At 33.6% G+C, this 26,159-nt stretch carries 23 protein-coding genes; 12 read left to right on the forward strand and 11 right to left on the reverse strand.

Annotation, left to right across the window (positions count from 1 at the left end):
* Positions 1 to 196 precede the first annotated feature (196 nt).
* Positions 197 to 826 (forward strand): DUF4230 domain-containing protein, encoded by a 630-nt coding sequence (locus ASF10_RS03760; protein ID WP_055094690.1) that lies wholly within the window; start codon positions 197 to 199, stop codon positions 824 to 826.
* A gap of 288 nt (positions 827 to 1,114) precedes the next feature.
* Here the strand turns inward: ASF10_RS03760 and ASF10_RS03765 are convergent, their stop codons facing one another.
* Positions 1,115 to 2,872, reverse strand: a complete 1,758-nt coding sequence (locus tag ASF10_RS03765; protein WP_056245664.1) for an aromatic amino acid hydroxylase — start codon at positions 2,870 to 2,872, stop codon at positions 1,115 to 1,117.
* Positions 2,873 to 3,066: 194 nt separating this feature from the next.
* Between ASF10_RS03765 and ASF10_RS03770 the strand changes: the two genes are divergently transcribed.
* Both ASF10_RS03770 and ASF10_RS24670 read left to right on the forward strand, forming a co-directional pair.
* Complete coding sequence (locus ASF10_RS03770; RefSeq protein ID WP_131726501.1) at positions 3,067 to 3,987, forward strand: DKNYY domain-containing protein; 921 nt, start codon at positions 3,067 to 3,069, stop codon at positions 3,985 to 3,987.
* A 6-nt stretch (positions 3,988 to 3,993) separates the two neighbouring features.
* Positions 3,994 to 4,176, forward strand: a complete 183-nt coding sequence (locus ASF10_RS24670; RefSeq protein ID WP_082472381.1) for a DKNYY domain-containing protein — start codon at positions 3,994 to 3,996, stop codon at positions 4,174 to 4,176.
* Between the two features lie 5 nt (positions 4,177 to 4,181).
* Here ASF10_RS24670 and ASF10_RS03775 read toward each other — a convergent pair whose 3' ends face one another.
* Positions 4,182 to 4,562 carry a group III truncated hemoglobin gene (locus ASF10_RS03775; RefSeq protein ID WP_056245669.1) on the reverse strand — a complete coding sequence of 127 codons (381 nt, stop codon included), beginning with the start codon at positions 4,560 to 4,562 and terminating at the stop codon, positions 4,182 to 4,184.
* A 393-nt stretch (positions 4,563 to 4,955) separates the two neighbouring features.
* On the opposite strand from ASF10_RS03775, the gene ASF10_RS03780 reads away from it, so the two are divergent.
* On the forward strand, positions 4,956 to 7,103 hold the full coding sequence (locus ASF10_RS03780) for an RICIN domain-containing protein (protein WP_056245672.1): 2,148 nt from the start codon (positions 4,956 to 4,958) through the stop codon (positions 7,101 to 7,103).
* 84 nt (positions 7,104 to 7,187) lie between these two features.
* Here ASF10_RS03780 and ilvA read toward each other — a convergent pair whose 3' ends face one another.
* From ilvA to ASF10_RS23860, 5 genes are all read right to left on the reverse strand, one after another.
* Positions 7,188 to 8,432: a threonine ammonia-lyase IlvA gene (gene ilvA / locus ASF10_RS03785; protein WP_056245678.1), complete on the reverse strand. Its 1,245-nt coding sequence runs from the start codon at positions 8,430 to 8,432 to the stop codon at positions 7,188 to 7,190.
* A 405-nt stretch (positions 8,433 to 8,837) separates the two neighbouring features.
* Entirely contained in the window at positions 8,838 to 9,377 is a 540-nt protein-coding gene (locus ASF10_RS03790; RefSeq protein WP_056245682.1) for a DUF4136 domain-containing protein, read from the reverse strand.
* 107 nt (positions 9,378 to 9,484) lie between these two features.
* Positions 9,485 to 11,461: a urocanate hydratase gene (locus ASF10_RS03795; RefSeq protein ID WP_056245684.1), complete on the reverse strand. Its 1,977-nt coding sequence runs from the start codon at positions 11,459 to 11,461 to the stop codon at positions 9,485 to 9,487.
* 549 nt (positions 11,462 to 12,010) lie between these two features.
* Positions 12,011 to 12,985, reverse strand: coding sequence for a 2-hydroxyacid dehydrogenase (locus tag ASF10_RS03800; protein ID WP_056245686.1), 975 nt, complete (start codon positions 12,983 to 12,985; stop codon positions 12,011 to 12,013).
* A gap of 101 nt (positions 12,986 to 13,086) precedes the next feature.
* Positions 13,087 to 13,269 (reverse strand): DUF5522 domain-containing protein, encoded by a 183-nt coding sequence (locus ASF10_RS23860; RefSeq protein WP_082472378.1) that lies wholly within the window; start codon positions 13,267 to 13,269, stop codon positions 13,087 to 13,089.
* Between the two features lie 112 nt (positions 13,270 to 13,381).
* Between ASF10_RS23860 and ASF10_RS03805 the strand changes: the two genes are divergently transcribed.
* The 5 genes from ASF10_RS03805 to ASF10_RS03825 all read left to right on the forward strand — a co-directional run bounded on the left by ASF10_RS03805 (position 13,382) and on the right by ASF10_RS03825 (position 19,538).
* Positions 13,382 to 13,723: a hypothetical protein gene (locus ASF10_RS03805; protein ID WP_056245687.1), complete on the forward strand. Its 342-nt coding sequence runs from the start codon at positions 13,382 to 13,384 to the stop codon at positions 13,721 to 13,723.
* A 3-nt stretch (positions 13,724 to 13,726) separates the two neighbouring features.
* Complete coding sequence (locus ASF10_RS03810; protein WP_117611354.1) at positions 13,727 to 14,623, forward strand: 1-aminocyclopropane-1-carboxylate deaminase/D-cysteine desulfhydrase; 897 nt, start codon at positions 13,727 to 13,729, stop codon at positions 14,621 to 14,623.
* The gene (locus ASF10_RS03815; RefSeq protein ID WP_056245692.1) at positions 14,616 to 15,491 is read left to right on the forward strand and encodes a glucosaminidase domain-containing protein; all 876 of its coding nucleotides are present in this window, start codon (positions 14,616 to 14,618) and stop codon (positions 15,489 to 15,491) included. Before ASF10_RS03810 ends, ASF10_RS03815 begins: the two co-directional genes overlap by 8 nt.
* A gap of 111 nt (positions 15,492 to 15,602) precedes the next feature.
* A complete protein-coding gene (gene hemL, locus ASF10_RS03820; protein WP_056245693.1) occupies positions 15,603 to 16,889 on the forward strand; it encodes a glutamate-1-semialdehyde 2,1-aminomutase in 1,287 nt (428 codons plus the stop codon).
* 174 nt (positions 16,890 to 17,063) lie between these two features.
* Positions 17,064 to 19,538, forward strand: a complete 2,475-nt coding sequence (locus ASF10_RS03825; RefSeq protein WP_056245696.1) for a zinc-dependent metalloprotease — start codon at positions 17,064 to 17,066, stop codon at positions 19,536 to 19,538.
* 53 nt (positions 19,539 to 19,591) lie between these two features.
* Here the strand turns inward: ASF10_RS03825 and ASF10_RS24480 are convergent, their stop codons facing one another.
* Both ASF10_RS24480 and ASF10_RS03835 read right to left on the reverse strand, forming a co-directional pair.
* Positions 19,592 to 20,332, reverse strand: coding sequence for a hypothetical protein (locus tag ASF10_RS24480; RefSeq protein WP_241774901.1), 741 nt, complete (start codon positions 20,330 to 20,332; stop codon positions 19,592 to 19,594).
* Positions 20,333 to 20,497: 165 nt separating this feature from the next.
* Complete coding sequence (locus ASF10_RS03835; RefSeq protein ID WP_056245700.1) at positions 20,498 to 20,938, reverse strand: hypothetical protein; 441 nt, start codon at positions 20,936 to 20,938, stop codon at positions 20,498 to 20,500.
* A gap of 236 nt (positions 20,939 to 21,174) precedes the next feature.
* On the opposite strand from ASF10_RS03835, the gene ASF10_RS03840 reads away from it, so the two are divergent.
* From ASF10_RS03840 to ASF10_RS03850, 3 genes are all read left to right on the forward strand, one after another.
* Entirely contained in the window at positions 21,175 to 22,098 is a 924-nt protein-coding gene (locus tag ASF10_RS03840) for a DUF4274 domain-containing protein (protein ID WP_056245704.1), read from the forward strand.
* Positions 22,099 to 22,211: 113 nt separating this feature from the next.
* Positions 22,212 to 23,237: a 2-hydroxyacid dehydrogenase gene (locus ASF10_RS03845; protein WP_056245707.1), complete on the forward strand. Its 1,026-nt coding sequence runs from the start codon at positions 22,212 to 22,214 to the stop codon at positions 23,235 to 23,237.
* A 36-nt stretch (positions 23,238 to 23,273) separates the two neighbouring features.
* Positions 23,274 to 23,876, forward strand: a complete 603-nt coding sequence (locus tag ASF10_RS03850) for a hypothetical protein (protein WP_056245712.1) — start codon at positions 23,274 to 23,276, stop codon at positions 23,874 to 23,876.
* Positions 23,877 to 23,894: 18 nt separating this feature from the next.
* On the opposite strand, the gene ASF10_RS24205 is transcribed toward ASF10_RS03850, so the two are convergent.
* Positions 23,895 to 24,044, reverse strand: a complete 150-nt coding sequence (locus ASF10_RS24205; protein ID WP_157849048.1) for a hypothetical protein — start codon at positions 24,042 to 24,044, stop codon at positions 23,895 to 23,897.
* A gap of 110 nt (positions 24,045 to 24,154) precedes the next feature.
* Complete coding sequence (gene lysS / locus ASF10_RS03855) at positions 24,155 to 25,858, reverse strand: lysine--tRNA ligase (protein WP_056245714.1); 1,704 nt, start codon at positions 25,856 to 25,858, stop codon at positions 24,155 to 24,157.
* Positions 25,859 to 26,159 lie beyond the last annotated feature (301 nt).

Genomic DNA, 26,159 nt, shown 5'->3' on the forward strand with positions numbered 1-26,159 from the left:
TTGCCACGAATTTCACTAATTCATAGTTTGCGCATAATAAGCAATTTCACGAATTTTAAATTCACGCTATTAATAAATTATACATAAAGCATTAGTGAAAATTCGTGAAATTCGTGGCAAAAAAAACAATAATTCGTTGCATAAAAACTTTACATCTCTTAAAAAAAGCAGTAAATTGGTCTAATAAAATAAAGGAATGCAAAATTTAATAAAGAGAATAATAGTTTTAGCTGCGCTTGTACTTGTAATAGTTCTGGCTTTCAAATATTGCGAATTCAAAAAAGAAGACGATTCTACGATCGATTATAATACCAATCTAATTCAGCAACAAATACTTAATGTTGGGAAGTTAGTAGTCACCGAAGGGCATTTTTCAGAAGTTATAACCTATAAAAATCAGCAGAAATATTTGATGGATATGGTTTCTTTTGAAAAGAAAGCACTTGTTGTCGTAAATGCAAATGTTACCGTTGCATACGATTTGCATAAAATGAAATACGATATTGACGAAAAGAATAAAACAATCACTATACTAAATATTCCAAAAGAAGAAATTACAATCAATCCCGATATTCAGTTTTATGATGTAGAACAAAGCAAACTAAATCCTTTTACGGGAGATGATTATAATAAAATCAATAAATCTGTAAAAGCGAATCTGGCTAAGAAAATCGAAAAATCTACTTTGAAAACGAATGCTCAAAACAGATTGATAAGCGAATTATCTAAGATTTTAATTCTGACAAATTCTATGGGTTGGAAGTTGCAATACGAAGGAAAAACAATAGAATCTGATAAAGATTTTAATGAAGACCTGAAATTGTAGAAGAAAGGTTCAAAGGTTTTTTGCCACAGATTAAAATGATTTTATAATTTGGATTTGAAAATAATCTGATAAAGATTTCTACAATCTTGTCATTTCGACCGAAGGGAGAAATCACACTAGAAACTCCGCAAAGAAAGTCTTCAATCTTTGTCGATTTACGAGTGTGATTTCTCCCTTTGGTCGAAATGACATAAAATGAGAGAAAAACTTAGTGACTTTCACGTTTCCGCCAGATTAAAATAAAATCTGCGTTGACCAGTTTAATCCGTAAAATCCGCGGGCAATAATTTAAACTGCTTTCTTATCAAAAATCAAATCCAATCCACCAGAAATTAAATGCGCCACTTCCGGACGTTTCACTTTCAACTGATCCAGATATACTAATACTTCCTGCAAAAGCTGCTCTTCATTTGATTCTTTCAAAAGTTCTGTGATTTCAACAGAAAGCAACCAATCGTTAGGATGATTTTGCTTTAATTTTCCAAATACAGATTTCAATTCAGATTTAGAATCTTTATTTTCTCTAATCAGGCGAACCGTTTGATAAAGAACCTCAAGATCATCACGCTCGTCAGTATGTTTAGCTTTTATAGTGGTCGTTTTCGGGACATTATTAATCAGGTCAAAACTATTTACATCGGCTGGACCGGAAAATGCAGAAACTACTTTTTTACCAATTGCCATATCATAATTTCCCCATTCCGGTTGAAACAAAATCTTTTCGCCATGCGTAACGGTACAATTTCTAAAACTAATCAGAATAATTTCTCCGTGTAAGTTTCTTGAACCGGTAATGATTTCTCCTTCAACAATAATATTGCCTTCAAACTCTAATTTTACAGTTTCATTTTCAACAATACTATAAGCCTGTAAATCCTTCGGGCTCATGTCTTCGATTGCTAAATTAAAGCCTTTCAGTTTTCCAATTGGGCTTCCAAATCCTTCCGGATGAGTCAAAGTTCCATGCCCTACCAATTCTTTTTCACGGTATGATAAAGCCGTTTTTCCTGTAGTTTGTATGTAAACAGGTTTTCCTTCTTCTTCAATTACATTCGTAAAAACGCCCGAAATTTGTAAACCTGTACTCAACTCAATTGTTCCTAAAGCATTCGAATGAATCAGTTTCTGAATTCCGGAAAGACCTCCCGTACGTAAAGCCATTTTATTGGCAAACTCTTCAAGAATCAAACTTAAATAAGAAAAATTTGGAGTTACATAAAGTTGAGGTTGTAACTGCGTAATATCAAAATTTTGATTCGCAGCCGAGATATCGTAAGCAATTTTCTTTACGTTGTCTGTCATACACCAGGCACTTTCACCAATCGACGAAAGTAATCCGGCACCATATATTTTTGGGTTTTCAACAGTTCCAATCAAGCCGTATTCAACTGTCCACCAATGTAGGTTTCGAATTTGAGCCATTTCAGATAATTCACCCATATTGTTTTGTAAATCTGCAACTGCTTTTTCGGCTTCGTCTATTTTTTCCTGAGGTGTATCTTCGGCTTCTTTTAAAATCGAAAGCAACCTAATCGCTTCATACATCTGGTAATCTTTATGAGATGAGATTGCTTTACAGCCAATTTCGCCAAAACGACGCAAATACTCCGCATATTCAGGATTGGCAATAATAGGAGCGTGGCCGGCACCTTCATGAATAATATCCGGTGCGGGAGTATATTCGATATGTTCTAATTGTCGAATGTCAGAAGCAATTACCAATACATTATAAGCCTGAAATTCCATAAATGCATTTGGCGGAATAAACCCGTCAACGGCAACTGCAGCCCAGCCTATTTCGGTCAGAATTCGATTCATTCCGTACATGCTTGGGATAGAATCAATTTCGATTCCTGTTTTGCGCAAACCTTCCAGATAAGAATGATGTGCCACTTTTGATAAATAATCTACATTTTTACGCATTACATAACGCCAAACCGCTTGATTTATAGGAGTGTAATCACTATAATCCTGAGGTTTAATAAATTGCTTTAAATGTTTAGGCAATCGCTCTAATAACGGGTTTGTTTCAATACTTGCATTCATTTCGAAAACGTTGTAGATTAAGAATGTAAAATTACGAATTTACAATACTAAAATAATTTTTTTTACTATAGATTTTTAATAATAAGATCATTTTATTACACAATCTCTAATTTATTTCTTTTCTGCTAAAGTTTAATAAGCAATCTGTTTTTTCTGATTTAAAATAAAAATACAGTTGTCGAATAATCATAAAATTGGTTAGTTTTACAAACAGTATTTTTAGGATTTATACCAGTATGAAAGTTTTGTATATCATTTTAGCACTAATAATTTTAGCCATTTTAGCAATCAGATATTTTCTATTTAAAATAGGAAAACCTGTAAACTTAAAAGTTTCAAATTCCTATTTTCATCATTATAGAAAAAAGTTAATTGTTTACTCGCCAATGGGAAATTGGTTTGAGTTAGGATATTTTGAATCTGTTGCAGATGTTACCACATTTGAGCCTGTCAGTGAAGATTTTGGAAAAGACAAAAATAGTGTATTCTGGAAAGGAAAAAAGCAATTAGTTGATTATGATACTTTTGAAGTTGATGATTTTATTATTAAAGATAAAGATCATGTATACAATCTGAATGGTCAGAAATTTGATGAACTTGAAATTATTGATAATGCTGACCCAAAAACATATCAGTTATTAAATTCTTCTATAGAAAATTACCAACGCAATAACTGGTTTAAAGACGCGAATGCGGTTTATTATAAAAATAAAAAAATTGAAGGTGATCCTGAAACTTTCAAACCTTTAAATGATGCAATTGCTGTTGATGCCAATTTTATTTATGCAATTATCACTTATCGCGGCGAAGGAAACGAAATGTTAGAAGTCAATCAAGTTATCCAAAAGCATAAAAGGATAGATGGTGAAATTAAGCCAATAAACGAAACCTATGTTCAAATTGGTAATTCAGTAGTTTCTGCTTTTACAAAATCTGAATTTGAACTTCATACATTTGACTCTATCGCGACAGTAAAAAATATTGACTATTGGAAAATAATTGTAAATAACATATTGATTAACAAAGGCGTTCAATATCCTGAAATTGATGTAGAATCTTTTGAAGATTTAGATCATAATTTCTCGAAAGACAAAGACAGTATTTATTTTGACTGAAAAAAAATCGCTCAGGCTGATAATTCGAGCTTCAAAATTATTGCTAATGAATATTCGAAAGATGCTAAACACGTCTATTTTAAGAACTTAATTGTAGCAGGAGCAAATCCTGATACTTTTAAAGCAGCTTCAGAATATGGTATTTGGGAAGATGGAAAGAATCGATATAAAGATGGACAAATTATCTAGCAGAATTATTTTTCTAAATTTCTAAAATAATCAATTTTATAATTAAACATATACGCCATATTTGCGGCGCGCAGTTTAGCTTCTTCTGCTATTTTTCCAACGAATAATCCATCAACAGTTGCTGTAAAAATTTCCATCCAGCGATCAAAATGCAATTGATTTACAGGTAATTGTTTGTGTGGGGGAAACGGGCTGCCGGAATAAGTATGTACTTCTAAAAGAAGTGTTTGCCAAAAACGATACATTTTCTCCAGATGTTCAGGCCAACGTCCGATCATTCTTTCGTTGAATATTGGACCCACTAAATCGTCTTTTTGTACTTTATCGTAAAAAGTATTTACTAAAAGTTTAATATCATCTATGTTAGAAATATCCTGAAGAGCCATTTTTTAAAGATTTAAATCAATTGCAAAAATACGATTTAAAGAACCTTTTATTCACTGATATTTATCATTTTCAATTATTCTTTTTATTTGATTGCCTTAAAAGAAAGAGTTGATAAGCCACTTTAGACTTTGTAATATCAATAATGTGTCATTTTTTAATGAGCTGAAAATTAAAGTAAGATTTTTAGTAGAAAATAAATTCATATATTATTGTTAATCAACATGTTGAAATTTTTTTAGATAAGTTTTTGTAAAGGTGAAATTTTGATATGATGTGTATTTGTAAAGTTTGAAAATTATATAATTAGGGAAAATTAACATAATATTGATGTGAATTAATAAAATTAATCTTAAAAAATAAGAAAAATTTAATTATTAAAAACTCAATAAAAGATGAAAAAAACTACCCAAAATCGAACAAACCAAATGAACTTTAAAATAATAATGTACTTTATTATTCTTTTTTCATTTACTATTAAGATGAATGCGCAAACGGTTACTCCGTGGATAACAAGCGGAGATCAGACTAAATTATTGCAGCAGCAAGGCACTTTAAACTTTGGAACAAATTCCGGAAGTAATCCTTCTACAGTCACAATTAATGCCGGAACAACCTATCAAACCATGGACGGATTTGGTTATACACTTACCGAAGGAAGCTGCGAAGTAATTAGCGGAATGGCTGCGACTCAGCAAAATCAATTATTAAATGATTTATACAATCCGGTTACAGGTTTAAACGCTAGTGTAGTTCGTATTAGTATTGCTGCATCTGATTTAAGCAGTTCTTCGTACAGTTATAACGAAACTTCCGGTGATGTAAACATGAATAATTTTAGCCTTAACGGACCGGATTTAACGTACTTAATTCCTATTATAAAAAAGATACAGATTATTAACCCAAATATAAAAATTTTGGCAACTCCGTGGTCAGCACCAAGATGGATGAAAACCAACAATTCCTGGATTGGCGGAAGTTTACAAACTCAATATTATGCAGCTTATGCGAGATATTTTGTAAAATATTTTGCAGCAATGCAGGCACAGGGAATTTCGATTTGGGGAATCACTCCTCAAAACGAACCTGAAAATCCGCATAACGAGCCAAGTATGCTAATGAATTCTACAGAGCAAAAAAACTTTATCAATCAACAACTTGGGCCACAAATGGCAGCTGCGGGTTATGGAGGCGTTAAAATTATAGCTTTTGATCATAATTGCGATAACACCGCTTATCCTATAGATGTTTTAAACAATAGCAGTTATGTCGATGGTGCAGCGTTTCATTTGTATTTAGGAAACATTTCGGCCATGTCAACCGTAAGAAATGCAACCAATAAAAACGTTTATTTTACAGAACAATATACAGGATCAGGCGGAAACTTTGGCGGAGATTTTGGCTGGCACATGCAAAACGTAGTTATTGGAAGTACCAATAACTGGGCAAAAACAGTTCTGGAATGGAACGCAGCCAATAATTCAGGTTTAGGACCACGAACTACCGGAGGATGTAATACTTGTTTAGGTGCAATTACGGTGAATAATAGTACCAGTTATACTAAGAATGTTGCGTATTATATTATTGGGCAAATTTCGAAATTTGTAAAACCTGGAGCTTTAAGAATTTCATCTTCAAGCACAAATGGTAGTATTGTTTCGGCTGGATTCAAAAACCCTGACGGATCGATTGCACTTGTCATTTATAATTCAGGATCAGCAAATACGATCAAAGTTGTTTCAGGTTCATCAGCATTTAATTATACAGTTCCGGCTTCATCAGCTGTTACTTTTAATTGGTCAGCAGGAGCGCCGCCATCAACTTCTTTTCCCGGATATTACAACATAATTTCAAGAAACAGTAATAAAGGATTGGATGTTGCTGATAATTCGACTACAAGCGGCGGACGTATCCAGCAATATGATATTACAAACGGAGGAGGAAATAATCAACGCTGGAAGTTTGTTCCGGACGGAAGTGGGAATTATTACATCATTGTAAAATCGACAGGAATGTATTTAGCGACAGAAAATAATAGTACTGCTGACGGAATAAAAGTGCAGCAAAGAGCATTCTCAGCTTCGAATGAATTTAAATGGACAGTTGAAAGTCTTGGTGGAGGTTACTATAAAATCATTAATGTAAACAGTGGAAAATCGCTGGATGTTGAAAATGTTTCTACTGCAAATGGCGCTAATATTCAGGTTTGGTCTTATACAGGAGGATTAAATCAGCAATGGCAATTGGTACAAGTTGAAGCTTCTGCGGCTAAAAAAGTTGGAGCAGCAGACGTTAGTACGCCATCAGATTTTTCTCTTTACATTAATTCGACTAATGACTATTTAAAAATTAACACGCCAAATTCAGGTTCCGGTCAAGTCGAAGTTTATTCTGCTTCTGGTCAAAGTGTTTTAAAAAGAACGGTTGATTTTACAAGCGGAAATGAAGCGGAAATAGAAATTTCGAAATTACCAAAAGGACTTTATGTTGTTAAAGTTAGCGATAGTGAGAGATCCTATTCTAAAAAAGTGCTGAAGCAATAATTATAAATTTTGGGAATTTAATTAGTAATTTTATTTCTCATTTAAAAAGGCTGTCTGGTGTAAAATCCTGACAGCCTTTTGTTTTTATCCTATTAGTTGGGTAAATAAATCCTGATTATCATTGAGGTATTGAAATTCAAAACCATTTTTTGTCATATTCATCTTAATCGCCAGAACATCATTTTTGTTTTTCAACTCTAAACCAACCACTACAGAGCCTACTTCACGACTGTTTTTTTTCGCAAACTGAAAATAAGTAATATCATCGTCAGGTCCTAAAATATTGTTTACAAACTCTTTTAATGCTCCCGGACGTTGCGGAAACTGAATCATGAAGTAATGCATTAATCCTTCGTAAAGTAGAGAACGCTCTTTTATTTCGGCAGTTCTTTCGATATCATTATTGCTTCCGCTTACTACACAAACTACATTTTTGCCTTTTATTTTGTCTTTATAAAAATCTAAAGCGGCAATTGTCAAAGCGCCGGCAGGTTCTACAACCATTGCTTCTTCATTGTACAAACGTAAAATTGTGGTACAGACTTTTCCTTCGGGAACCAGGATTATATCTTCCAGATTGTATCGGCAAATTTCAAAAGTTTTGTCGCCAACCTGTTTTACGGCAGCACCGTCTACAAATTTGTCGATTGTTTTTAAGGCTGTATTTTTATTTTCTTCGATAGAGGTTTTCATCGATGGCGCGCCTTTTGGTTCAACTCCAATAATTTTGGTATTTGGACTCAAATGTTTAAAAACTTCAGATAATCCAGAAGCTAATCCTCCGCCGCCAATAGGTACAAAAACATAATCAATAGGTTCTTTAAAACTTTCCAGAATCTCCAAGCCCACAGTTCCCTGACCAGCGATTACTTTTTCGTCATCAAAAGGATGAACAAAGATTTTATGATTTTTTATCGCATCTGCAGTGGCTGATGCATAAGCATCATCAAAAGTATCTCCGGTTAAAACAATCTCTACAAACGATTTACCAAACAACAGAACTTGTTTTACTTTTTGTTTTGGAGTTGTTTTTGGCATGTAAATTTTGCCTTGTATTTGCAAAAGATGACACGAATAAGCAACTCCTTGCGCATGATTTCCGGCACTTGCACAAACAATTCCTATTGCTTTTTCTTTTTCGTTCAACGAAGAAATCTTGTTGTAAGCGCCTCTGATTTTATAGGACCGCACAATTTGTAAATCTTCCCGTTTCAATAAAATAGTCGATTGAAACTCTTCTGAAAGATTTAAATTTTGTGTGAGTGGAGTAGCGGCAACTACATTTTCTAGTTGCTTTTTTGCAGCAAGTACTTCGTTAAATAGATCCATAATGTTTAGTTTTTTTGCCACAGATTAAATGATTTAAAAAGATTTTAATCTGTTGTAAAATGTAATGTTTGCTTTTTTTGCAACGAATTGCACTAATTAACGCGAATTATTTTTTCCATATTAAAGAATAAAAATTCGTGCTCATTCGTGAAATTCGTGGCTATATTTTTAATTCTTTGCTAAAAAAAAACCTCCCGATTTGGGAGGTTTAATAAATTGTATTTTGTTTACTTATTTATATAATACCTCGCCATTACTGCTGAATTGCAATAATATTAATAGAGATAATAATGATATTTAAGTTTTTCATTTCAGATATTTGAAAGGCAAATGTATTAATTATTTGCGAAGTATCCATCAGGCTTATTTAGTTTTTTGTAAAACTGAAAACTGCGACTAAAAAACTTACTTCTTAACGGGCGGATATTGCGCTAAAACTTTAGATACAATTTCTTTTACTCTTGCATCTTTTTTATCGATGTTTTTGGTTAAAGTTCCAACTCCTTCACCTTGCCAGATCATTTCTTTCTTTTTAGCATCGATTAAATCAATGAATAAAGTTCCTTCTGTAGATGTTGATACAGTAGTTTGATTTCCTCCGTACATCATGTAAGGATTCCATCCCCAACCCCAGCCGTAACCCCAACCGGCACTAAATTGGTTTACGTTTACTTGTTCTCTTGATTTAGTGAAAATGTTCACTAATAAATCTGGGTTTTCACTTTTTGAAAAACCTTTGGCTTGCATTTCTTCTTCTATAGCATGCAGAATACGTCTTTTATCCAAATCAGAAATTTCGACCTTATCAATTCCGGGCTTAAAAAAAGCATAAGTCTTATAAGGTGCAAAATCTACGTTTTTATCGTAATCAGAATATACACTTACCGTGCTGCATGAGGCTAGTATCAAAAGCAAAAAAACGGGCACTAATTTGAATGTTTTCATATGTTTAAAAATTTTAATGTTCTCATTTCCTTGTCAGGCTCAGAATTCAGGAGAAGCCCTTTTTTCCTCGATAGCCTTTCGACTTCGCTCAAGGTGACATACTTTATCTAAAATAGATTTTCATCTACAATATTAGGTAAAGTTACTTTTAATAACGGCTGAACTTCCATTGCTCTTTTTATGGCAAAAATAGCTTCGTCGTTTCGAGCCCAGCTTCGTCTTGAAATTCCGTTGTTAACATCCCAAAAAAGCATTGATGCTAAACGTTTTGAAGCCTCTTTAGAGCCATCAAGAACCATACCAAATCCACCATTTATAACCTCTCCCCAGCCAACTCCTCCGCCATTATGAATCGAAACCCAGGTTGCTCCTCTAAAGCTGTCACCAATCACGTTTTGAATCGCCATATCTGCCGTAAAACGAGATCCGTCATAGATGTTAGAAGTCTCTCTGTAAGGAGAATCAGTTCCGGAAACGTCATGATGATCACGACCCAAAACAACCGTTCCAATTTCGCCTTTGGCAATTGCCTGATTAAAAGCTTCGGCAATTTTTATGCGACCTTCGGCATCAGCATATAAAATACGTGCCTGAGAACCTACAACCAGTTTGTTTTCCTGCGCACCTTTGATCCATTTGATATTATCCTGCATTTGCTGCTGAATTTCATTAGGAGAAGTTTTTGCCAATTCTTCTAAAACCTGACTGGCGATAGTATCTGTTTTTTGTAAATCTTCTGGTTTTCCTGAAGTACAAACCCATCTAAAAGGTCCAAAACCATAGTCAAAACACATTGGTCCCATAATATCCTGAACATAACTAGGATATTTAAAATCGATATTATTCTCTGCCATTACATCTGCTCCGGCGCGCGAAGCTTCAAGTAAAAAGGCATTTCCGTAATCAAAAAAGTAAGTTCCTTTTGCTGTATGTTTGTTAATGGCTTTCGCTTGACGGCGTAAAGATTCCTGAACTTTTTCCTTGAATAAATCAGGATTGTTTGCCATCATTTCGTTAGCTTCTTCAAACGAAATCCCAACCGGATAATAACCTCCAGCCCAAGGATTATGAAGCGAAGTCTGATCAGAACCTAAATCAATTTTGATGTTTTCCTGATCGAAACATTCCCAAACATCAACTACATTTCCTAAATAAGCAATCGAAACCACTTCTTTATTGGCTTTTGCCAAAGTCACTCTTTTAACTAATTCTTCAGTCGAAGTGACAATTTCATTAATCCATCCTTGTTCGTGACGGATTTTGGTGATTTTAGGATTTACTTCGGCGCAGACCGTAATACAACCCGCAATATTTCCGGCTTTTGGCTGCGCACCGGACATTCCGCCAAGTCCTGAAGTTACAAATAAATTGCCTTCGGGATTTAATTTTATTTTTCTAAAACCGTTCAAAACCGTAATCGTAGTTCCGTGTACAATTCCTTGCGGTCCAATATACATATAACTTCCCGCGGTCATTTGTCCGTATTGCGAAACTCCTAAAGCATTCATTTTTTCCCAATCGTCCGGTTTAGAATAATTGGGAATCACCATTCCGTTTGTAACGACAACTCTTGGCGCTTCTTTGTGCGAAGGAAATAATCCCATTGGATGTCCTGAATACATCGTCAAAGTTTGCTCATCTGTCATTTCAGACAAATATTGCATGGTCAATAAATATTGCGCCCAGTTCTGAAAAACAGCTCCGTTACCGCCATACGTAATCAATTCATGCGGATGTTGCGCCACAGCATAATCCAGATTGTTCTGAATCATGTGCATAATTGCTTTTGCCTGTATTGATTTTCCGGGATATTCATCAATTGGTCTTGCGTACATTCTGTAATCAGGACGTAGGCGATACATATAGATACGACCGTAAGTTTCTAATTCTTCTGAGAATTCTTTAATTAATTCAGCGTGATGTTTCGCTTCAAAATAACGTAAGGCATTTTTTAGCGCGAGTTTTTTTTCTTCTGCCGAAAGGATTTCTTTTCGTTTTGGCGCGTGGTTAATTGCCAAATCGTATGTTGCTTTTGGAGGTAATATAGAGGGAATTCCTTGTTGTATTTGTTCTTGAAAAGTCATTTTTTTTAGAGATGCTACGTTGCTATCCCGAAGTCTCGGGACTAAGTTGCTAAGATAATTTAGCAAGATTAACAACAGATTAATTTTTTTTTTTTAATTATTTTGTCCTGCCGGGACTTAAATTTATAAAATATCCCCTCTAGGGCTTAAATGTGACTGACGATGAATCTAATCTACCAATATTTCGCTTATGGAGCTTAAAAATGTAAATTATTAAATAGATATAAAGCCTTGGAAAGGCGACATATTTATAGAAAATAATAATCACCCAGTACAAAAGCTCCAGCGGAGCGAAATACTGCCAATGCAATTAGATCTCGATTTTTAATTGGAATTTAAAAATTTGGAATTTATCTAAATTATCTCATTTCAAATTGACACATTTTCTAATTAAACTAGGGATAACGAATATCCGACCTGTGATAGGATTTATGAATCCTAATCCTGAATTTTCTTGAACGGATATCCATATACTATTTTTAGATTATTGTTTTTAAAAATTATCTCCTTATCTAAATTGGCACATTATTTAATTACCAAATTATATCTTTACAAATAAACTTCTTCATTGACACAAAACGGCATTTTTTTATACTCAAAAAGTGCTATTATATTTTGTGCAGCACAAACTGCCATTGCATTTCTGGCTTCGTATGTTGCTGAGCCAATATGTGGCAAAATACAACAATTTGGCAATGCTAATAACGGATTATTTTGCTGCATGGGTTCCGGATTAGTAACATCCAGTCCGGCGCCCCAGATTATATCATTAGTCAGGGCATAAAATAAATCGTTTTCATTATGAAATTTCCCTCTTGCGGTGTTGATAAAAATAGCATTGCGTTTCATTTTTGCAAAAGTATTTATATCGAAAAGCTCGTTGTTTTTTTCGCTATAATTAGAATGAATGCTCAAAACATCACTTTGTGAAAGTAAAGTTTCAAAATCTACAAATTTGGCATCCAGTTCTTCTTCGGCATTTTCATTTTGAGAACGATTGTGGTAAATTATATTCATGCCAAATGCGGCTTTACTTTTTTTAGCCATTTCAAAACCAATTCGTCCCAAACCAAATATCCCCAGTGTTTTGCCGTAGAGTTCCTGACCTAAATTTTCTAATGCATTAAAACTTCCCCATTCTCCGTTTATAATTTTTTTGTGATTGTAAAACGACTTTCTGGCAACACTTTGCATCAATAAAAAAGCAAGATCTGATGTTGCTCTGCTTAATACATCAGGAGTATTCCCAACAGGGATTTTCCGACTATTGGCTGATGGAATATTGACAGAATCAAATCCAACAGAATATAAAGCAATACCTTTTATATTAGGGCATTGCTTAAAAAAATCTTCATCTAAGTTATTAGCGCCAACATTCAGAAGCGCATCATTTTCCTGACAGATTTTTATAAACTCATTTCTTGATAATACATTCTCTGTTGAATTTATGGTCAGATTAATGCCTTTTTCCTGAAGTAGTAAAATGCCGGCTTCGGGTATATTTTTATTTATAAATACGTTCATTATAATATTGTTTTTAACCTGTTGCGTATGATTTTAAAAAAAATGAACACATAAAAACATAGATTTTTATGCTTTAAAATAATAATACAATATGTTTCACTTTATGACGGTTTATTTATTCGTCCTGTTTTTTTGTCAAAGCCATATGGGCAATGACGACAGCCACTTTTGCAGCAATAACCGCGTTTTAGATGGTGTTTTTCAGTAAAGCATTTATAACCTTCGGGCGTATAGTAAAAATCTTCGCCTTCGATTAGTTTATTTTCATTACTTTGCTCTTTCATAAATCTGCATTGGGTTGATGTTCTTTTTTTTTTAAATCAAATGAATCGAATTGATTGGGATTTTAATGAAATTGAACATTTTTTATCTACAAATTTATAAATTTTACAGCTAATGTTTCTGATTGTTGCTAAATATTTAATTCCGAAAGGATATCGCGGAATGGCTGTATTTCCGTTTGTGGTTTTAAAATATGATTTTGATAAAAATAATCCTGTTTTTGTCAATCATGAAAAAATTCACCTTCGCCAACAATTAGAATTACTCGTTTTACCATTTTATGTCTTTTATATTTTAGAGTATATAATTCGGTTAATACAATACAAAAACAAAGACTTAGCGTATAGAAATATAAGTTTTGAAAGAGAGGCTTATGCAAATGAAACGGATTTAAATTATTTGAAGAACCGATCTTTCTTTGGCTTTTTCAAATACATAATTTTAAATAAAAAATAGATTTTGAATCAGGAAATACATATTGACTTTCCAAACGATATTTCGTTGACAATAAAACGCGAAGATTTGATTCATCCGTTTGTTTCCGGGAACAAATTCAGAAAGTTAAAATACAATTTGCTTCAGGCAAAAGCAGAGAATAAAGAAACTGTACTGACTTTTGGCGGGGCTTTTTCAAATCATATCGCTGCCGTAGCTTATGCCGGAAAAGAACAGGGTTTTAAAACTATTGGTATCATTCGCGGGGATGAACTTTTTGATAAAATCGAAGAGAATCCAACACTGAAATTTGCTCAGCAAAACGGAATGCAGTTTGAGTTTGTTACCAGAGAAGATTACAGGCTAAAAAGTGAAATTTCGTTTATAGAAAAATTAAAAAATAAGTTTGGCGATTTTTATTTAGTGCCTGAAGGCGGAACAAATGAATTGGCGGTAAAAGGCTGCGAAGAGATTTTGACGAAGGAAGATGCCATTTTTAATTACGTTTGTTGTGCGGTAGGAACGGGCGGAACAATTTCAGGATTGATCAATAGTGCGTTGCCAAATCAGAAAGTTTTAGGGTTTCCGGCGTTAAAAGGTGACTTTTTAACCGATGAAATTCGTATTTTTGCAAAACAAGATAACTGGAATTTAATTTCTGACTATCATTTTGGAGGTTATGGCAAGATAAATTTAGAATTAATTGAATTTATCAATACTTTTTTTGAAGAAACAAAAGTGCCTTTAGATCCAATTTATACAGGAAAGATGGTTTTTGGCGTTATAGATTTAATCCATAAGGACTATTTTCCTGAACATTCAAAAATATTACTTCTTCATACCGGCGGATTGCAGGGAATCGAAGGAATGAATATAAAGTTGAAGCAGAAAAAATTACCAATACTTAAATGCAATGTTTAAAAAAATTATAATAGCTTTCATAATCGCAACATTGGCAAGTTGTTCGTCTAGCAAACCTGCTATTGCAACAACCAGAAAAGCAGCAGCGGTTCAGAGGCCAAGAGTGGCGACTACCAAAAAGCAAACTCCTGTAAAACCAATTGGTAAAAATTATCCTTCTACAAATAATACAACTGAGGTAATACAATCGACTTCGAAAACAGTTGTAACCAGCGATTTAATCAACAATTATATTTTGCAGTTTAAAGATATTGCAATGGGAAACATGCAGAAATATGGCATTCCCGCAAGTATTATTTTGGCGCAGGGAATTCTGGAATCCGGTGCAGGAAGAGGAGATTTAGCTGTAGAAGCAAACAATCATTTTGGGATTAAATGTCATAAAGACTGGCTGGGCGAAAGTGTTCGGCATGACGATGATTCAGCACAGGAATGTTTTAGAAAATATCCCGAAGCTGCAGAATCTTACAGGGATCACGCTTTGTTTTTGGTTGGAAAAAATAGATATGCCACTTTGTTTACTTACGAAAAAGACGATTATAAAGCTTGGGCAAAAGGTTTAAGAGCAGCAGGTTATGCTACAGATCCTAATTATCCGGATAAATTAATAAGTTATATCGAAAGGTATAATCTACACCAATACGATTGTCAGGTTACGGGAAGAAATTATAAACCTTTTGAGAAATCAACCCCAACTAAAAGTTCCTCGAACTCAAATTCAAACGATCCTAATTTATACGAAGTACAACAAGGAGATACGTTGTATTCGATTTCAAAAAAATTCAACGTATTGGTTGATGACTTAAAACGAAAAAATAATCTTTCAGACAATGCAATTTCTATTGGGCAAAGATTGAAAGTGAAATAAGTTTTTAGTTTCTAGTGTCAGTTTCCAGTTTTGAAATCAATCTAAATCTAAACCAAATTTTAAAATAAAGTTATCAGTTTATAATCTGAACTCTAAAATCTAAAATCAAAAATGATCTATAAAAGAAGTAGTCAGCTTTTTGCTGAAGCAGAAAAAGTAATTCCGGGAGGAGTAAATTCACCAGTTAGAGCCTTTAAAGCAGTTGGGGGAACTCCTATTTTTGTAAAAAGTGCCAAAGGTGCTTATTTGTATGATGAAGACGGAAATAAATTAATAGATTACATCAATTCATGGGGACCAATGGTTTTGGGTCACGCTTACCAACCGGTTGTTGATGCTGTAATCGAGAAAGCAAAACTGGGAACTTCTTTTGGGATGCCAACAGAATTAGAAACTCAAATCGCTGCTTTGGCGGTTTCTATGGTTCCGAATATTGACAAAATAAGATTTGTAAATTCAGGTACAGAAGCTTGTATGAGTGCAATTCGTCTGGCTCGCGGATTTACAAAAAGAGATAAAATTATAAAATTTGCAGGTTGTTACCACGGACATTCTGATTCGTTTTTGATTCAGGCAGGAAGTGGAGCGGTAACTTTTGGTTCACCAAATAGTCCAGGAGTTACAGAAGGAACTGCAAAAGATACTTTGTTGGCAAAATACAATGATTTAGAGAATGTAAAAACTTTAATCGAAGCTAATAAAGGCGAAATCGCAGCAATTATCATTGAAGCGGTTGCAGGAAATATGGGTTGTATTCCGCCAGCAAAAGGTTTCTTAGAAGGATTAAGAGAATTGTGTACTGCAAACGGAATTTTACTAATTTTTGATGAGGTAATGACAGGTTTTCGTTTGGCTCGCGGAGGAGTTCAGGAATTGTATAATATCAATGCTGATATTGTAACTTTCGGGAAAGTAATTGGCGGTGGTTTACCGGTTGGTGCTTTTGCTGCACGCGAAGAAATCATGAATTATCTCGCTCCGCTTGGTCCGGTTTATCAGGCAGGAACATTATCAGGAAATCCGTTGGCAATGGCAGCAGGATTAGCAATGTTGCAGGCACTGGATAATGATCGTGAGATTTTTACCCGTTTAGAAGAAAAAACAGCTTATTTAGCCGCCGGAATTGATAAAGTTCTAAAAGCAAATAATGTTGCGTTTACAATTAATAGAGTAGGTTCTATGATTTCGGTACATTTTGATGCCAATCCGGTTACAGATTTTCAAACGGCTGCAAAAGGGGATAACGAAACGTTTAAGAAATTCTTTCACGGGTTATTAAACGAAGGTATTTATATCGCTCCATCTGCTTATGAAACATGGTTTATAACGGATGCTTTGACGTATGAAGATTTAGATTTTACTATTAATGCGATTGATAAAGTTTCAAAGACGTTCTAAATTTTAAAAACTAAAAATATAATTTTCAATTAAGGTTCAGCTTTTATTTAAAGCTGAACCTTTTTTATTACCCAGTTATAATTAGTTAATGAAAAGTTAATAAGAGTGTTTTTCTGCATATATTTAGAATAAAAATTATTTTTGTTTATCAAATAACCACTAAACCTACAATAAATGAAGAAATTTTTCATTTTTATTACAATGACAGTTTTTATGCTGTTTTCTACCAAACAAATTGCGCAATCTAAAAAGAAAGATCCTAAAAAAGGAGAAACTGTAGTTGCACCACCAGAGAAAAAGTCTGAATCTGCAATTAAAGAATACAGTAAAGTAATTACGAAAGATGCTGTCTCTGATCCCGGACTTTTCACGGTTCATAAAGTTGATAAAAAATACTACTTCGAGATTCCCAATAAATATTTAGATAAGGATATGCTTTTAGTAAGCAGGCTTTCTAAATTACCATCAAATTTAGGCGGAGGATATGTAAATGCGGGTTCTGAAACCAATGAACAATTAATTGTCTGGCAGCGTTTTCAGGATAAAATTCTCATCAAATCAAAATCATACAATGCCGTTGCAAATGATACTTTACCTATTAGTATTTCGGTAAAATCAAACAATTACGAACCAACATTATTTGCTTTTGATATTGTAGCTTTTAGCAAAGATTCTGCAAATACGGTAATTGATGTTACTAAATTTTATAGTACTGATGTTAAGGCAATCAGCGGAATATCTGCAGAAATGCGCGAAATGTATAAAGTAAAAGGACTTGATGATTCAAGAAGTTTTATCAATACGATTAAAAGTTTTCCTATGAATATCGAAGTGATTCAGGATATGACGTATAACGCTTCGAAACCATCAATGCTGGAAGAGACAGAATCGATAAGTATCCAGATGAATCAATCGATGGTTTTATTGCCAGAAGTGCCAATGAAACCTAGATTAGCAGATCCCAGAGTAGGATGGTTTACTGTAAGTCAGTACGATTACGGAAGTAATGAATTAAAATCTGACCTTAAAACCTACATTCGCCGTTGGAGATTAGAACCTAAAGATCCTGAAGCTTATAAAAGGGGAGAATTGGTTGAACCAATAAAACCAATTGTATATTATTTAGATCCTGCAACGCCAGAAAAATTAAGAAAATATATAAAGCAGGGAATAGAAGAGTGGCAAAAGCCTTTTGAAGCTGCAGGTTTTAAAAATGCGATTATTGCCAAAGACGCTCCAACGAAAGAAGAAGATCCTGATTTTAGCGCTGAAGATATTCGTTATTCTGTAATTCGTTATGTGGCAAGTACAACTCGTAATGCTGTTGGGCCAAGTGTTTCTGATCCCAGAACGGGAGAAATCATAGAAAGTGATGTTATCTGGTATCACAATCATTTGCGTTCGTACAGGAACAGATATTTGCTTGAAACCGGAGCAGCAAACCCGTCAGCAAGAACTTTGCAAACCAGCGATGAAGAAATGGGAGAAATGATGCGAATGGTAATTGCTCATGAAGTGGGTCACGCTTTAGGATTTCCTCATAATATGGGCGCAAGTTGTGCTTATGATGTAGAGAATTACAGAAACGGTGATTTTACGCAACAAAACGGAATCTCTGCAAGTATTATGGATTATGCACGTTTTAATTATATCGCTCAGCCGGGAGATAAAAACATTCGTTTTGTTCGAAAAATGGGAGCTTATGATCAATATGCGGTAAATTGGGGATACAGAGTAATTCCTGATGCGAAATCTCCTCAGGACGAAATCCCAACTTTAGACAAATGGATTATGGAGAAAGCCGGAAATCCAGTGTACAAATTTGGTAAACAAAGCAGTGCATTTGATCCTACAACCCAAACAGAAGATATTGGAAATAATTCGATGAAAGCAAGTTCATACGGTCTTAAAAATCTGGAATATGTTGCCAGCCATTTAAATGAATGGACTAGTAATGTGACTAATAATTACGGAGATCTGGATGAATTGTATAAAGAAATGCTGGAAGCCTGGAGTAGATATGTAGGTCATGTTGTAACCAATGTTGGAGGTGTTTATGAAAATACTAAAAAACCAAATCAAGCTGGAAATATTTATGAAGTGGTTCCAAAAGCAAAACAAACAGAAGCAATGAACTGGCTTCAGGCAAATGCTTTTGCTTCGCCAACCTGGATTGTAAATCTAAATACTTTAAAAAATACAGATGTTGCAGGTTATACCGAAAGGTTTAGAGCTTTGCAGGTTCGACATTTAAATAATTTACTAAGTATTGGTCGTATTGGCAGATTGATGGATAATGAAATTCTGGGTGCAGATACTTACAAAGCTTTGGATTTATTAAGAGATACACGAAAAGGAATCTGGAAAGAAACCGCTACGCCAGCGAATGTAACGATATACAGAAGAAATTTGCAACGCGGTTATATTGATAGAATGGGTGCTTTAATGACCGAAGAAATTAAACCAACAGACAGATCTGTAATCTATTATAATGTAGCACAATCTGATGTTAGGGCTTTAGTTCGTGGAGAATTAACTGCTTTAAGAACGACACTTTTAGCCGCAAAAGCTAAACCTGTAAATACAGAAACAAAATACCATTATGAAGATTGTATTAAAAGAATAGATTTAATTCTTAATCCGAAATAAGAGGTTTATAAAAACAAAAAGAGGCTTTTAAAGCCTCTTTTTTTTGATCTCAATTACATTTTATCTTTTCGGTGATCTTTCATTTTATCTTTGTGCTCTTTTTTAATTGCTGTCCATTTTTTGTATTGATCAGCATTCAAAATAGATTTCATGTTAGCATCTGTTGCTTTGTGATCTTCTTCCATTTGTTTTTTCATGGCTTTTTTCTCTGCATCAGTTGGTGCTGCACCGGTATCTTTTCTACTTTTTCTAAGCATCTCCATTTTAGTACTTCTTTCAGATAAAAGTTCACTAACTTGTTTTTGCTGATCAGCATTTAGATTTAGCTCAGTTGTTAGCTTTTGCAAATGTGCCTGGTTGCGTTCTTGCGGAGATTTCATATCTCTCTTGCCTCTGTGATCGCCTTTTCTTTCGTGATCTTTTTTAAGAGCCGTCCATTTTGTGTACTGATCTGCGTTTAGAATTGATTTCATTTTAGCATCGTTTGCTGCTTTTTCAGTATCCATTTGTTTTTTAAAAGCTTCTCTTTCTGCTTCAGTAGGTTTTGTTTTGCTGTCTTTTTTAGCATCCCTAAACTTTTCGGCTTTAGCACTTCTTTCTGCCAGTAATTGTTTTACCTGCTCTTGTTGCTTTTTATCTAAACTCAATTCAGAAGTTAACTTTTGTAAATGTTTTTCATTACGTTGTTCCGGAGTTAATTTTTCTCGTTGATCACGTGTCGCTTTCTGATTGATGTCTTGTGCAAAACTTACTACTCCAACGAATAATAAAGCTGCGATAAATAATTTTTTCATAATTCGTTTTTTTTAAAGGTTTATAGCAATTAGACTGCCACGATTTTATTAAGTTTAATCGAATTGTTGGATTTATCTTTTAATTAACACAAAGTATTAAGGAAAGCATAATACTTTTTAAAAATAAAAAAGAGGCTTTCAAAGCCTCTTTTTGTAAACTATTAATTAGTTATTCTCTTGTTTGTATTCTTTCATTTTCTCTTTAGCTTTTTCTCTTTTTTCTTCCTGAATAGTTGTCCATTTTTTATATTGGTCAGCATTTAGGATCGCTTTCATTTTAGCATCGTTAGCGTCTTTTTCAGCTTTTAATTCATTTTTAAAAGCTTCTCTTTCTGCGGCAGTTGGTTTTGTATTACTGTCTTTTCGATCTTTACGTTCGTCTCTTAATTTTTCTGCTTTTGCGCTTCTTTCGGCTAAAAGTAGTTTTACCTCGGCTTGTTGCTTAGTATCTAAGTTTAATTCTGACGTAATTTTTTTCAACTGTTTTTCATTGCGCTGCTCCGGAGTTAGTTTTTCTCTTGGTTCGCGTGCAGGTTTTTGATCTGCTTCTTGTGCAAAACTTGCTATTCCAACGAATAACAAAGCTGCGATAAATAATTTTTTCATGAGGTACGTTTTTTAATTGTTATAGCAATTAGACTTTATCAAATTCAATAGGTTTAATCTGATAATCAGAATTGTAATTTATTTAACAAAACGAAAAAATCTTCGACAATATTGTTCCTTGATTTACACGAGTTTTTTTATTGTGGTAATTGTGTTTTATTGTGATGTTTTAAAAGAATAGGTTTTTAAATTTGCTCCTGTATCGGAAATTTAAAAATAGAATTACAAAAATAAATATGGAACATTTATTTAATAAGAAGAATAAAAACCGAGTTCTTAAAGCCGTAAATAATGAGATGTCTTATCAAAAATTAACTGCTGCCGAATTGCATCAATTTGTGCAGCATTGGAATTATGATGACGGACTTGAACCTTTTAAATGGATTATTAAACAAAAATATCTGGATAAAGGAACAGCACTTTGTTTGTATTGGATGTTGCAACCTGATTATTTTTGTAAATTTAAAAATGAAGATGAGGTAAAAGGAGATTTTAATTATGAGAGTTACGAGTTAATAAAAGAAATTGAAGAAAAATATATTTCCGGATTTTATGAAGAAGAGAACTTTTCATTTGATCCTAAGGAAGAGTTTCTCAATCAAAATTCTAATACAAAATGTATTCCTGCAGAAATGCTCGGAAAATCGCCGGGAACTGTTTTTGAGCGACTGGATATTGAGTTTGCTTTCCTGAGAAATCCCAATGAAAAAGAATTAAAAACGATTACTACAAAGATTGGAGATGCCATAAAAACCATTCAAATTTCGAATCCTGATTTTGTGTACAATCAAACAGATGAAGCAATAAAAGCCATAATAGAAAATGTTGAATATTGGAAAACGAAAGATTTAGGAAAGATAAAAATTAAAAATCTGTCTTATTTATGGATGGATTGTGTTCATAAAAAACACAATTGGGACTGGATTATTTGGGATTGGGAAACGGGAAATAATATTGGAGTTACAAATACTACAAAAGAACTTACATGTCTATCAGATACTATTATAAATCATACGATAGATGGTTTTCAGCCTTCATCGATAATTTCTGATTTGTATAAAGATTTAGAAGGAGTAAATAATTTTTATGATTTAAAAAGAGATCCTTACAGCGGTATTGGATTACTGTTTAGTACAGATCATTTAAAATTTCGAGAATAACCATCAGATAAAAGAGTTTCAATTGAAGCTCTTTTTTTATGATAAGAAAATTACTTCAAAATTAATTGCGTAATTTAGTAAAACTAGAATTTAGTAATCTGAAATGAATTAATATGAGCTTGAACATACCATCAAACAACAATAAAATTGCTTTTTTTTCGACGCAGCCTTATGACAAAACTTTCTTTAATAAGTACAATAAGGATTTTGGTTTTGAATTGGATTTTTTTGAAACACAACTCAATCCTCAAACTGTAATTTTAATCGAAAATGCTTCGATAGTTTGTGTATTTGTAAATGATATTGTCAATGAAGCAGTTATTAAACAATTAGCAGAAAAAAACGTAAAAATTATTGCATTGCGTTGCGCCGGTTTTAATAATGTTGATTTAGAAGCTGCAAAAACACACAATATAAAAGTATGTCGCGTTCCGGCATATTCTCCTCAGGCAGTTGCAGAACATGCCATGGCGATGATTTTAACTTTAAACCGAAAAACACATAAAGCATATAACAGAGTGCGGGAACAAAATTTTTCCCTAAACGGATTATTAGGTTTTGATTTATTCGGAAAAACAATCGGAATCATTGGGACGGGAAATATCGGCAAAGCTTTTGCGAAAATTGCATTAGGTTTTGGCTGTAAAGTTTTAGCTTATGACATTGTCACAAATGATGCAATGATAAAGGACGGAGTTAAGTTTGTATCACTAGAAGAAATTTTTAAAACGAGCGATATTATTTCATTGCATTGTCCGCTCAATGAATACACAAAACACATCATTAATAAAGATTCTATTGATTTAATGAAAGAAAACGTGATGATTATTAATACAAGCAGGGGAGGATTAATAGAAACAGCTTGTGTTACTGAAGGTTTAAAAAAAGGCAAAATTGGCTATCTGGGAATTGACGTTTACGAACAGGAAGAAAAATTATTCTTCAGGGATCTTTCTGCTGATATTATTCAGGATGATGCGATTCAGCGTTTAATGAGTTTTCCTAATGTTCTGGTTACCGCGCATCAGGCCTTTTTTACCAATGAAGCTTTAACACAGATTGCTTTGGTTACTTTTAATAATATAAAGTCTTTGCTGACTAATAATGATATAGAAAATAAAGCGGCTTTGCTGGTTTAAAAAAAACGTAATCGTAAGAATTAAAAAAAAGAAATTATGAAAATAAAAATTTTAGTGGCATTTATAATTTTAGGAATTATTTCGTGTCAAAATAAAGATAAAACGGAATCTAAAAGTATCATTAAAACAATTGCCGAAGATACATTATCTAAAACCGTTGCTGGAACTGCAGATGTAAGCGATGCACCGGTAAAAGAAGATAAAGTTGTTGAACAAATTCAAAAACAATTGAATATTCTATTAAAGAAAGATTTGCCTGCACTGACAAAAGAGGATCGATTTTTTTATTACGAAGCTTTCGATTTAAACAATGATAAAAAGGATGAATATTTCGTTGGTTTCTCAAACTCTAATTTCTGTGGAAGCGGCGGTTGTTCAGGATATATCTTAAACAACGACGGGAGTTTAATTAATTCTTTTACTGTAACAGATTTTCCTATTTATGTAACTACTTCAGTAACTGAAAAATTTTATGATTTAATAGTTGTAAGTGGAGGGAAATTTCATCTTCTAAAATTAAAAAACGGAAAATATCCGTCAAATCCATCTGTTCAGGAAGTTGTAAAAGAGGAAGCGACAAGAGAAAATGCAAAGGTTTTGGATATTGATGGGAAGAAATTAGAGAAGTATTCTTTTTAAATCTACCCGGGTTTGATATTATATTTCACAAAGCCATTCCAAATCTTCTTTATCTAAATCTTCCTGAGAAATTACTCGTCCATATTTTATGTCTTCTTCACTTTGTTTAAGAATATCTAATTCAGATTGGTCAAATTGATAAATGTTTAAAGTAGTCATATTTGCCATATTTATGTTGTTTTAAAAATTATCTAAATTTAACGAAAAAACCCGACAGGTTTTTAAAATCTGTCGGGTTTAATTATTATAAATCAGTTTTGGAATTTGAATTTTAAAAACTATTCCACCAATTCCACAAACTTAAATTCACCTTCAACGGCAACTTTAGTCAAACCATGTTTAGATAAGTTTTTCATAGACGCATCCCATTTTTTACCGCTTAAATTCGCAGTAATTTTTAGTTGCTGAAGATCCATTTTATTTTCATTTCCTTTCAATAAATCTACTATAAATTTTTCTTCGTCAGACAATTCAATTTGAGCTTGTTTTTTCTCCGGACGCATTTGCGGGAACAATAAAACTTCCTGAATCGAAGCATTGTTTGTTAAGTACATAATCAAACGGTCCATTCCAATTCCCATTCCGGATGTTGGCGGCATACCGTATTCAAGTGCTCTTAAGAAATCCTCGTCGATAATTCCGTTAGCTTCATCATCACCTTTTGCAGCCAAACGCATTTGGTCTTCAAAACGCTCACGCTGATCAATTGGGTCATTTAATTCAGAATATGCATTTGCAATTTCTTTACCACAAACCATCAATTCAAAACGCTCTGTAAGTTCAGGATTATCGCGGTGTTCTTTACATAAAGGTGACATTTCTTTAGGATAATCAGTGATAAAAGTTGGCTGAATATAATTTCCTTCGCATTTCGCTCCAAAAATCTCATCAATCAGTTTTCCTTTACCCATTGTTTTATCAACGTCAATTCCCATTCCTCTTGCCGCGTCAAACAATTCTTCTTCCGTTTTACCTGAGATATCAAAACCAGTAAAATGTTTGATAGAATCTGTCATCGTAACACGGGCATAAGGCGCTTTAAAGTTAATTTGGTGTTCACCAAAAGTAGCTTCGCTGGTTCCGTTTACGGCAATAGCGCAATGCTCTAGTAAACCTTCAGCAAATCCCATCATCCAGTTGTAGTCTTTGTAGGCTACATATATTTCCATAGCGGTAAATTCAGGATTATGCGTTCTGTCCATTCCTTCATTTCTAAAGTTTTTCGAGAATTCATAAACACCTTCAAAACCACCAACAATTAATCTTTTTAAATACAATTCGTTCGCAATACGCATATAAAGCGGAATATCAAGCGAATTATGGTGCGTGATAAAAGGTCTCGCCGCAGCTCCACCAGGAATTGACTGTAAAACCGGAGTTTCAACTTCAAGATATCCTGAATCGTTAAAATAACCACGCATTGCAGTATATAACTTTGTACGTTTAATGAAGTTTTCTTTAACTTGCGGATTCACGGTTAAATCTACATAACGCATTCTGTAACGTAATTCAGGATCATTAAAAGCATCGTGTACGTTTCCGTCTTCGTCTACTTTTGGTAAAGGCAACGGACGTAAAGTTTTACTCAGGAAAGTAAATCCGTCTACACGAATACATTGTGCACCCACTTTTGTAGTAAACAATTCACCTTCGATACCAATAAAATCACCTAAATCAGTTAGTTTTTTAAAAACCGTATTGTATAAAGTTTTATCATCACCTTCGCACAAAACATCGCGATTAACGTACAATTGCAAACGTCCTTCGCTATCCTGCAATTCAGCAAAACAAGCTTTTCCCTGATCCCTCACACTCATCAAACGTCCGGCAACAATTACCTTCTTACCTTCTTCAAAAGACTCCTTAATTTGCTTCGAAGTATGATTTACAGGAAAAAGATTAGCTGGATAAGGATTGATTCCTAAGTTGCGTAAGTTTTGAAGTTTTTCTCTTCTAATGATTTCTTGTTCTGATAATGCCATTTTGTGCTCTTTTTTAAGTGTGCAAAGATAAAGAAAAGAATGTAGATTTCAGAATGCAGTTTTTAGATTTTTTGAAGCACAAATTTTAGGTTTTCAATACCCTTTTGTCCCGCTATCCGCTTGTATCTTTTTTGCCAAAAAAGCAAAAAAGGATACCGCTGCTATCGGGGCTAGAGGAGAAGTTTTAGGTTTTAAAAGACATTTGATTAGAGGTTTTAGAATGACAAGAATGACAAAGCAATCCTAAATACAAACAATAATACGATTAGACAATTCATCTAATAAACGATTCATCAAATAG

Source organism: Flavobacterium sp. Leaf82, assembly GCF_001422725.1.
Lineage (GTDB): Bacteria > Bacteroidota > Bacteroidia > Flavobacteriales > Flavobacteriaceae > Flavobacterium.

Coding starts and splice junctions, on each gene's coding strand:
- ASF10_RS23860 (WP_082472378.1), bottom strand. CDS start 13,269: ATGAAAGAGCAAAGTAATGAAAATAAACTAATCGAAGGCGAAGATTTT.
- ASF10_RS03840 (WP_056245704.1), top strand. CDS start 21,175: ATGGAACATTTATTTAATAAGAAGAATAAAAACCGAGTTCTTAAAGCC.
- ASF10_RS03790 (WP_056245682.1), bottom strand. CDS start 9,377: ATGAAAACATTCAAATTAGTGCCCGTTTTTTTGCTTTTGATACTAGCC.
- ASF10_RS03835 (WP_056245700.1), bottom strand. CDS start 20,938: ATGAAAAAATTATTTATCGCAGCTTTGTTATTCGTTGGAATAGCAAGT.
- hemL (WP_056245693.1), top strand. CDS start 15,603: ATGATCTATAAAAGAAGTAGTCAGCTTTTTGCTGAAGCAGAAAAAGTA.
- ASF10_RS03845 (WP_056245707.1), top strand. CDS start 22,212: ATGAGCTTGAACATACCATCAAACAACAATAAAATTGCTTTTTTTTCG.
- ASF10_RS03850 (WP_056245712.1), top strand. CDS start 23,274: ATGAAAATAAAAATTTTAGTGGCATTTATAATTTTAGGAATTATTTCG.
- ASF10_RS03825 (WP_056245696.1), top strand. CDS start 17,064: ATGAAGAAATTTTTCATTTTTATTACAATGACAGTTTTTATGCTGTTT.
- ASF10_RS03765 (WP_056245664.1), bottom strand. CDS start 2,872: ATGAATGCAAGTATTGAAACAAACCCGTTATTAGAGCGATTGCCTAAA.
- ASF10_RS03805 (WP_056245687.1), top strand. CDS start 13,382: ATGTTTCTGATTGTTGCTAAATATTTAATTCCGAAAGGATATCGCGGA.
- ASF10_RS03795 (WP_056245684.1), bottom strand. CDS start 11,461: ATGACTTTTCAAGAACAAATACAACAAGGAATTCCCTCTATATTACCT.
- ASF10_RS03760 (WP_055094690.1), top strand. CDS start 197: ATGCAAAATTTAATAAAGAGAATAATAGTTTTAGCTGCGCTTGTACTT.
- ASF10_RS03800 (WP_056245686.1), bottom strand. CDS start 12,985: ATGAACGTATTTATAAATAAAAATATACCCGAAGCCGGCATTTTACTA.
- ASF10_RS24480 (WP_241774901.1), bottom strand. CDS start 20,332: ATGAAAAAATTATTTATCGCAGCTTTATTATTCGTTGGAGTAGTAAGT.
- ASF10_RS03775 (WP_056245669.1), bottom strand. CDS start 4,562: ATGGCTCTTCAGGATATTTCTAACATAGATGATATTAAACTTTTAGTA.
- lysS (WP_056245714.1), bottom strand. CDS start 25,858: ATGGCATTATCAGAACAAGAAATCATTAGAAGAGAAAAACTTCAAAAC.
- ASF10_RS24205 (WP_157849048.1), bottom strand. CDS start 24,044: ATGGCAAATATGACTACTTTAAACATTTATCAATTTGACCAATCTGAA.
- ASF10_RS03815 (WP_056245692.1), top strand. CDS start 14,616: ATGTTTAAAAAAATTATAATAGCTTTCATAATCGCAACATTGGCAAGT.
- ilvA (WP_056245678.1), bottom strand. CDS start 8,432: ATGGATCTATTTAACGAAGTACTTGCTGCAAAAAAGCAACTAGAAAAT.
- ASF10_RS03780 (WP_056245672.1), top strand. CDS start 4,956: ATGAAAAAAACTACCCAAAATCGAACAAACCAAATGAACTTTAAAATA.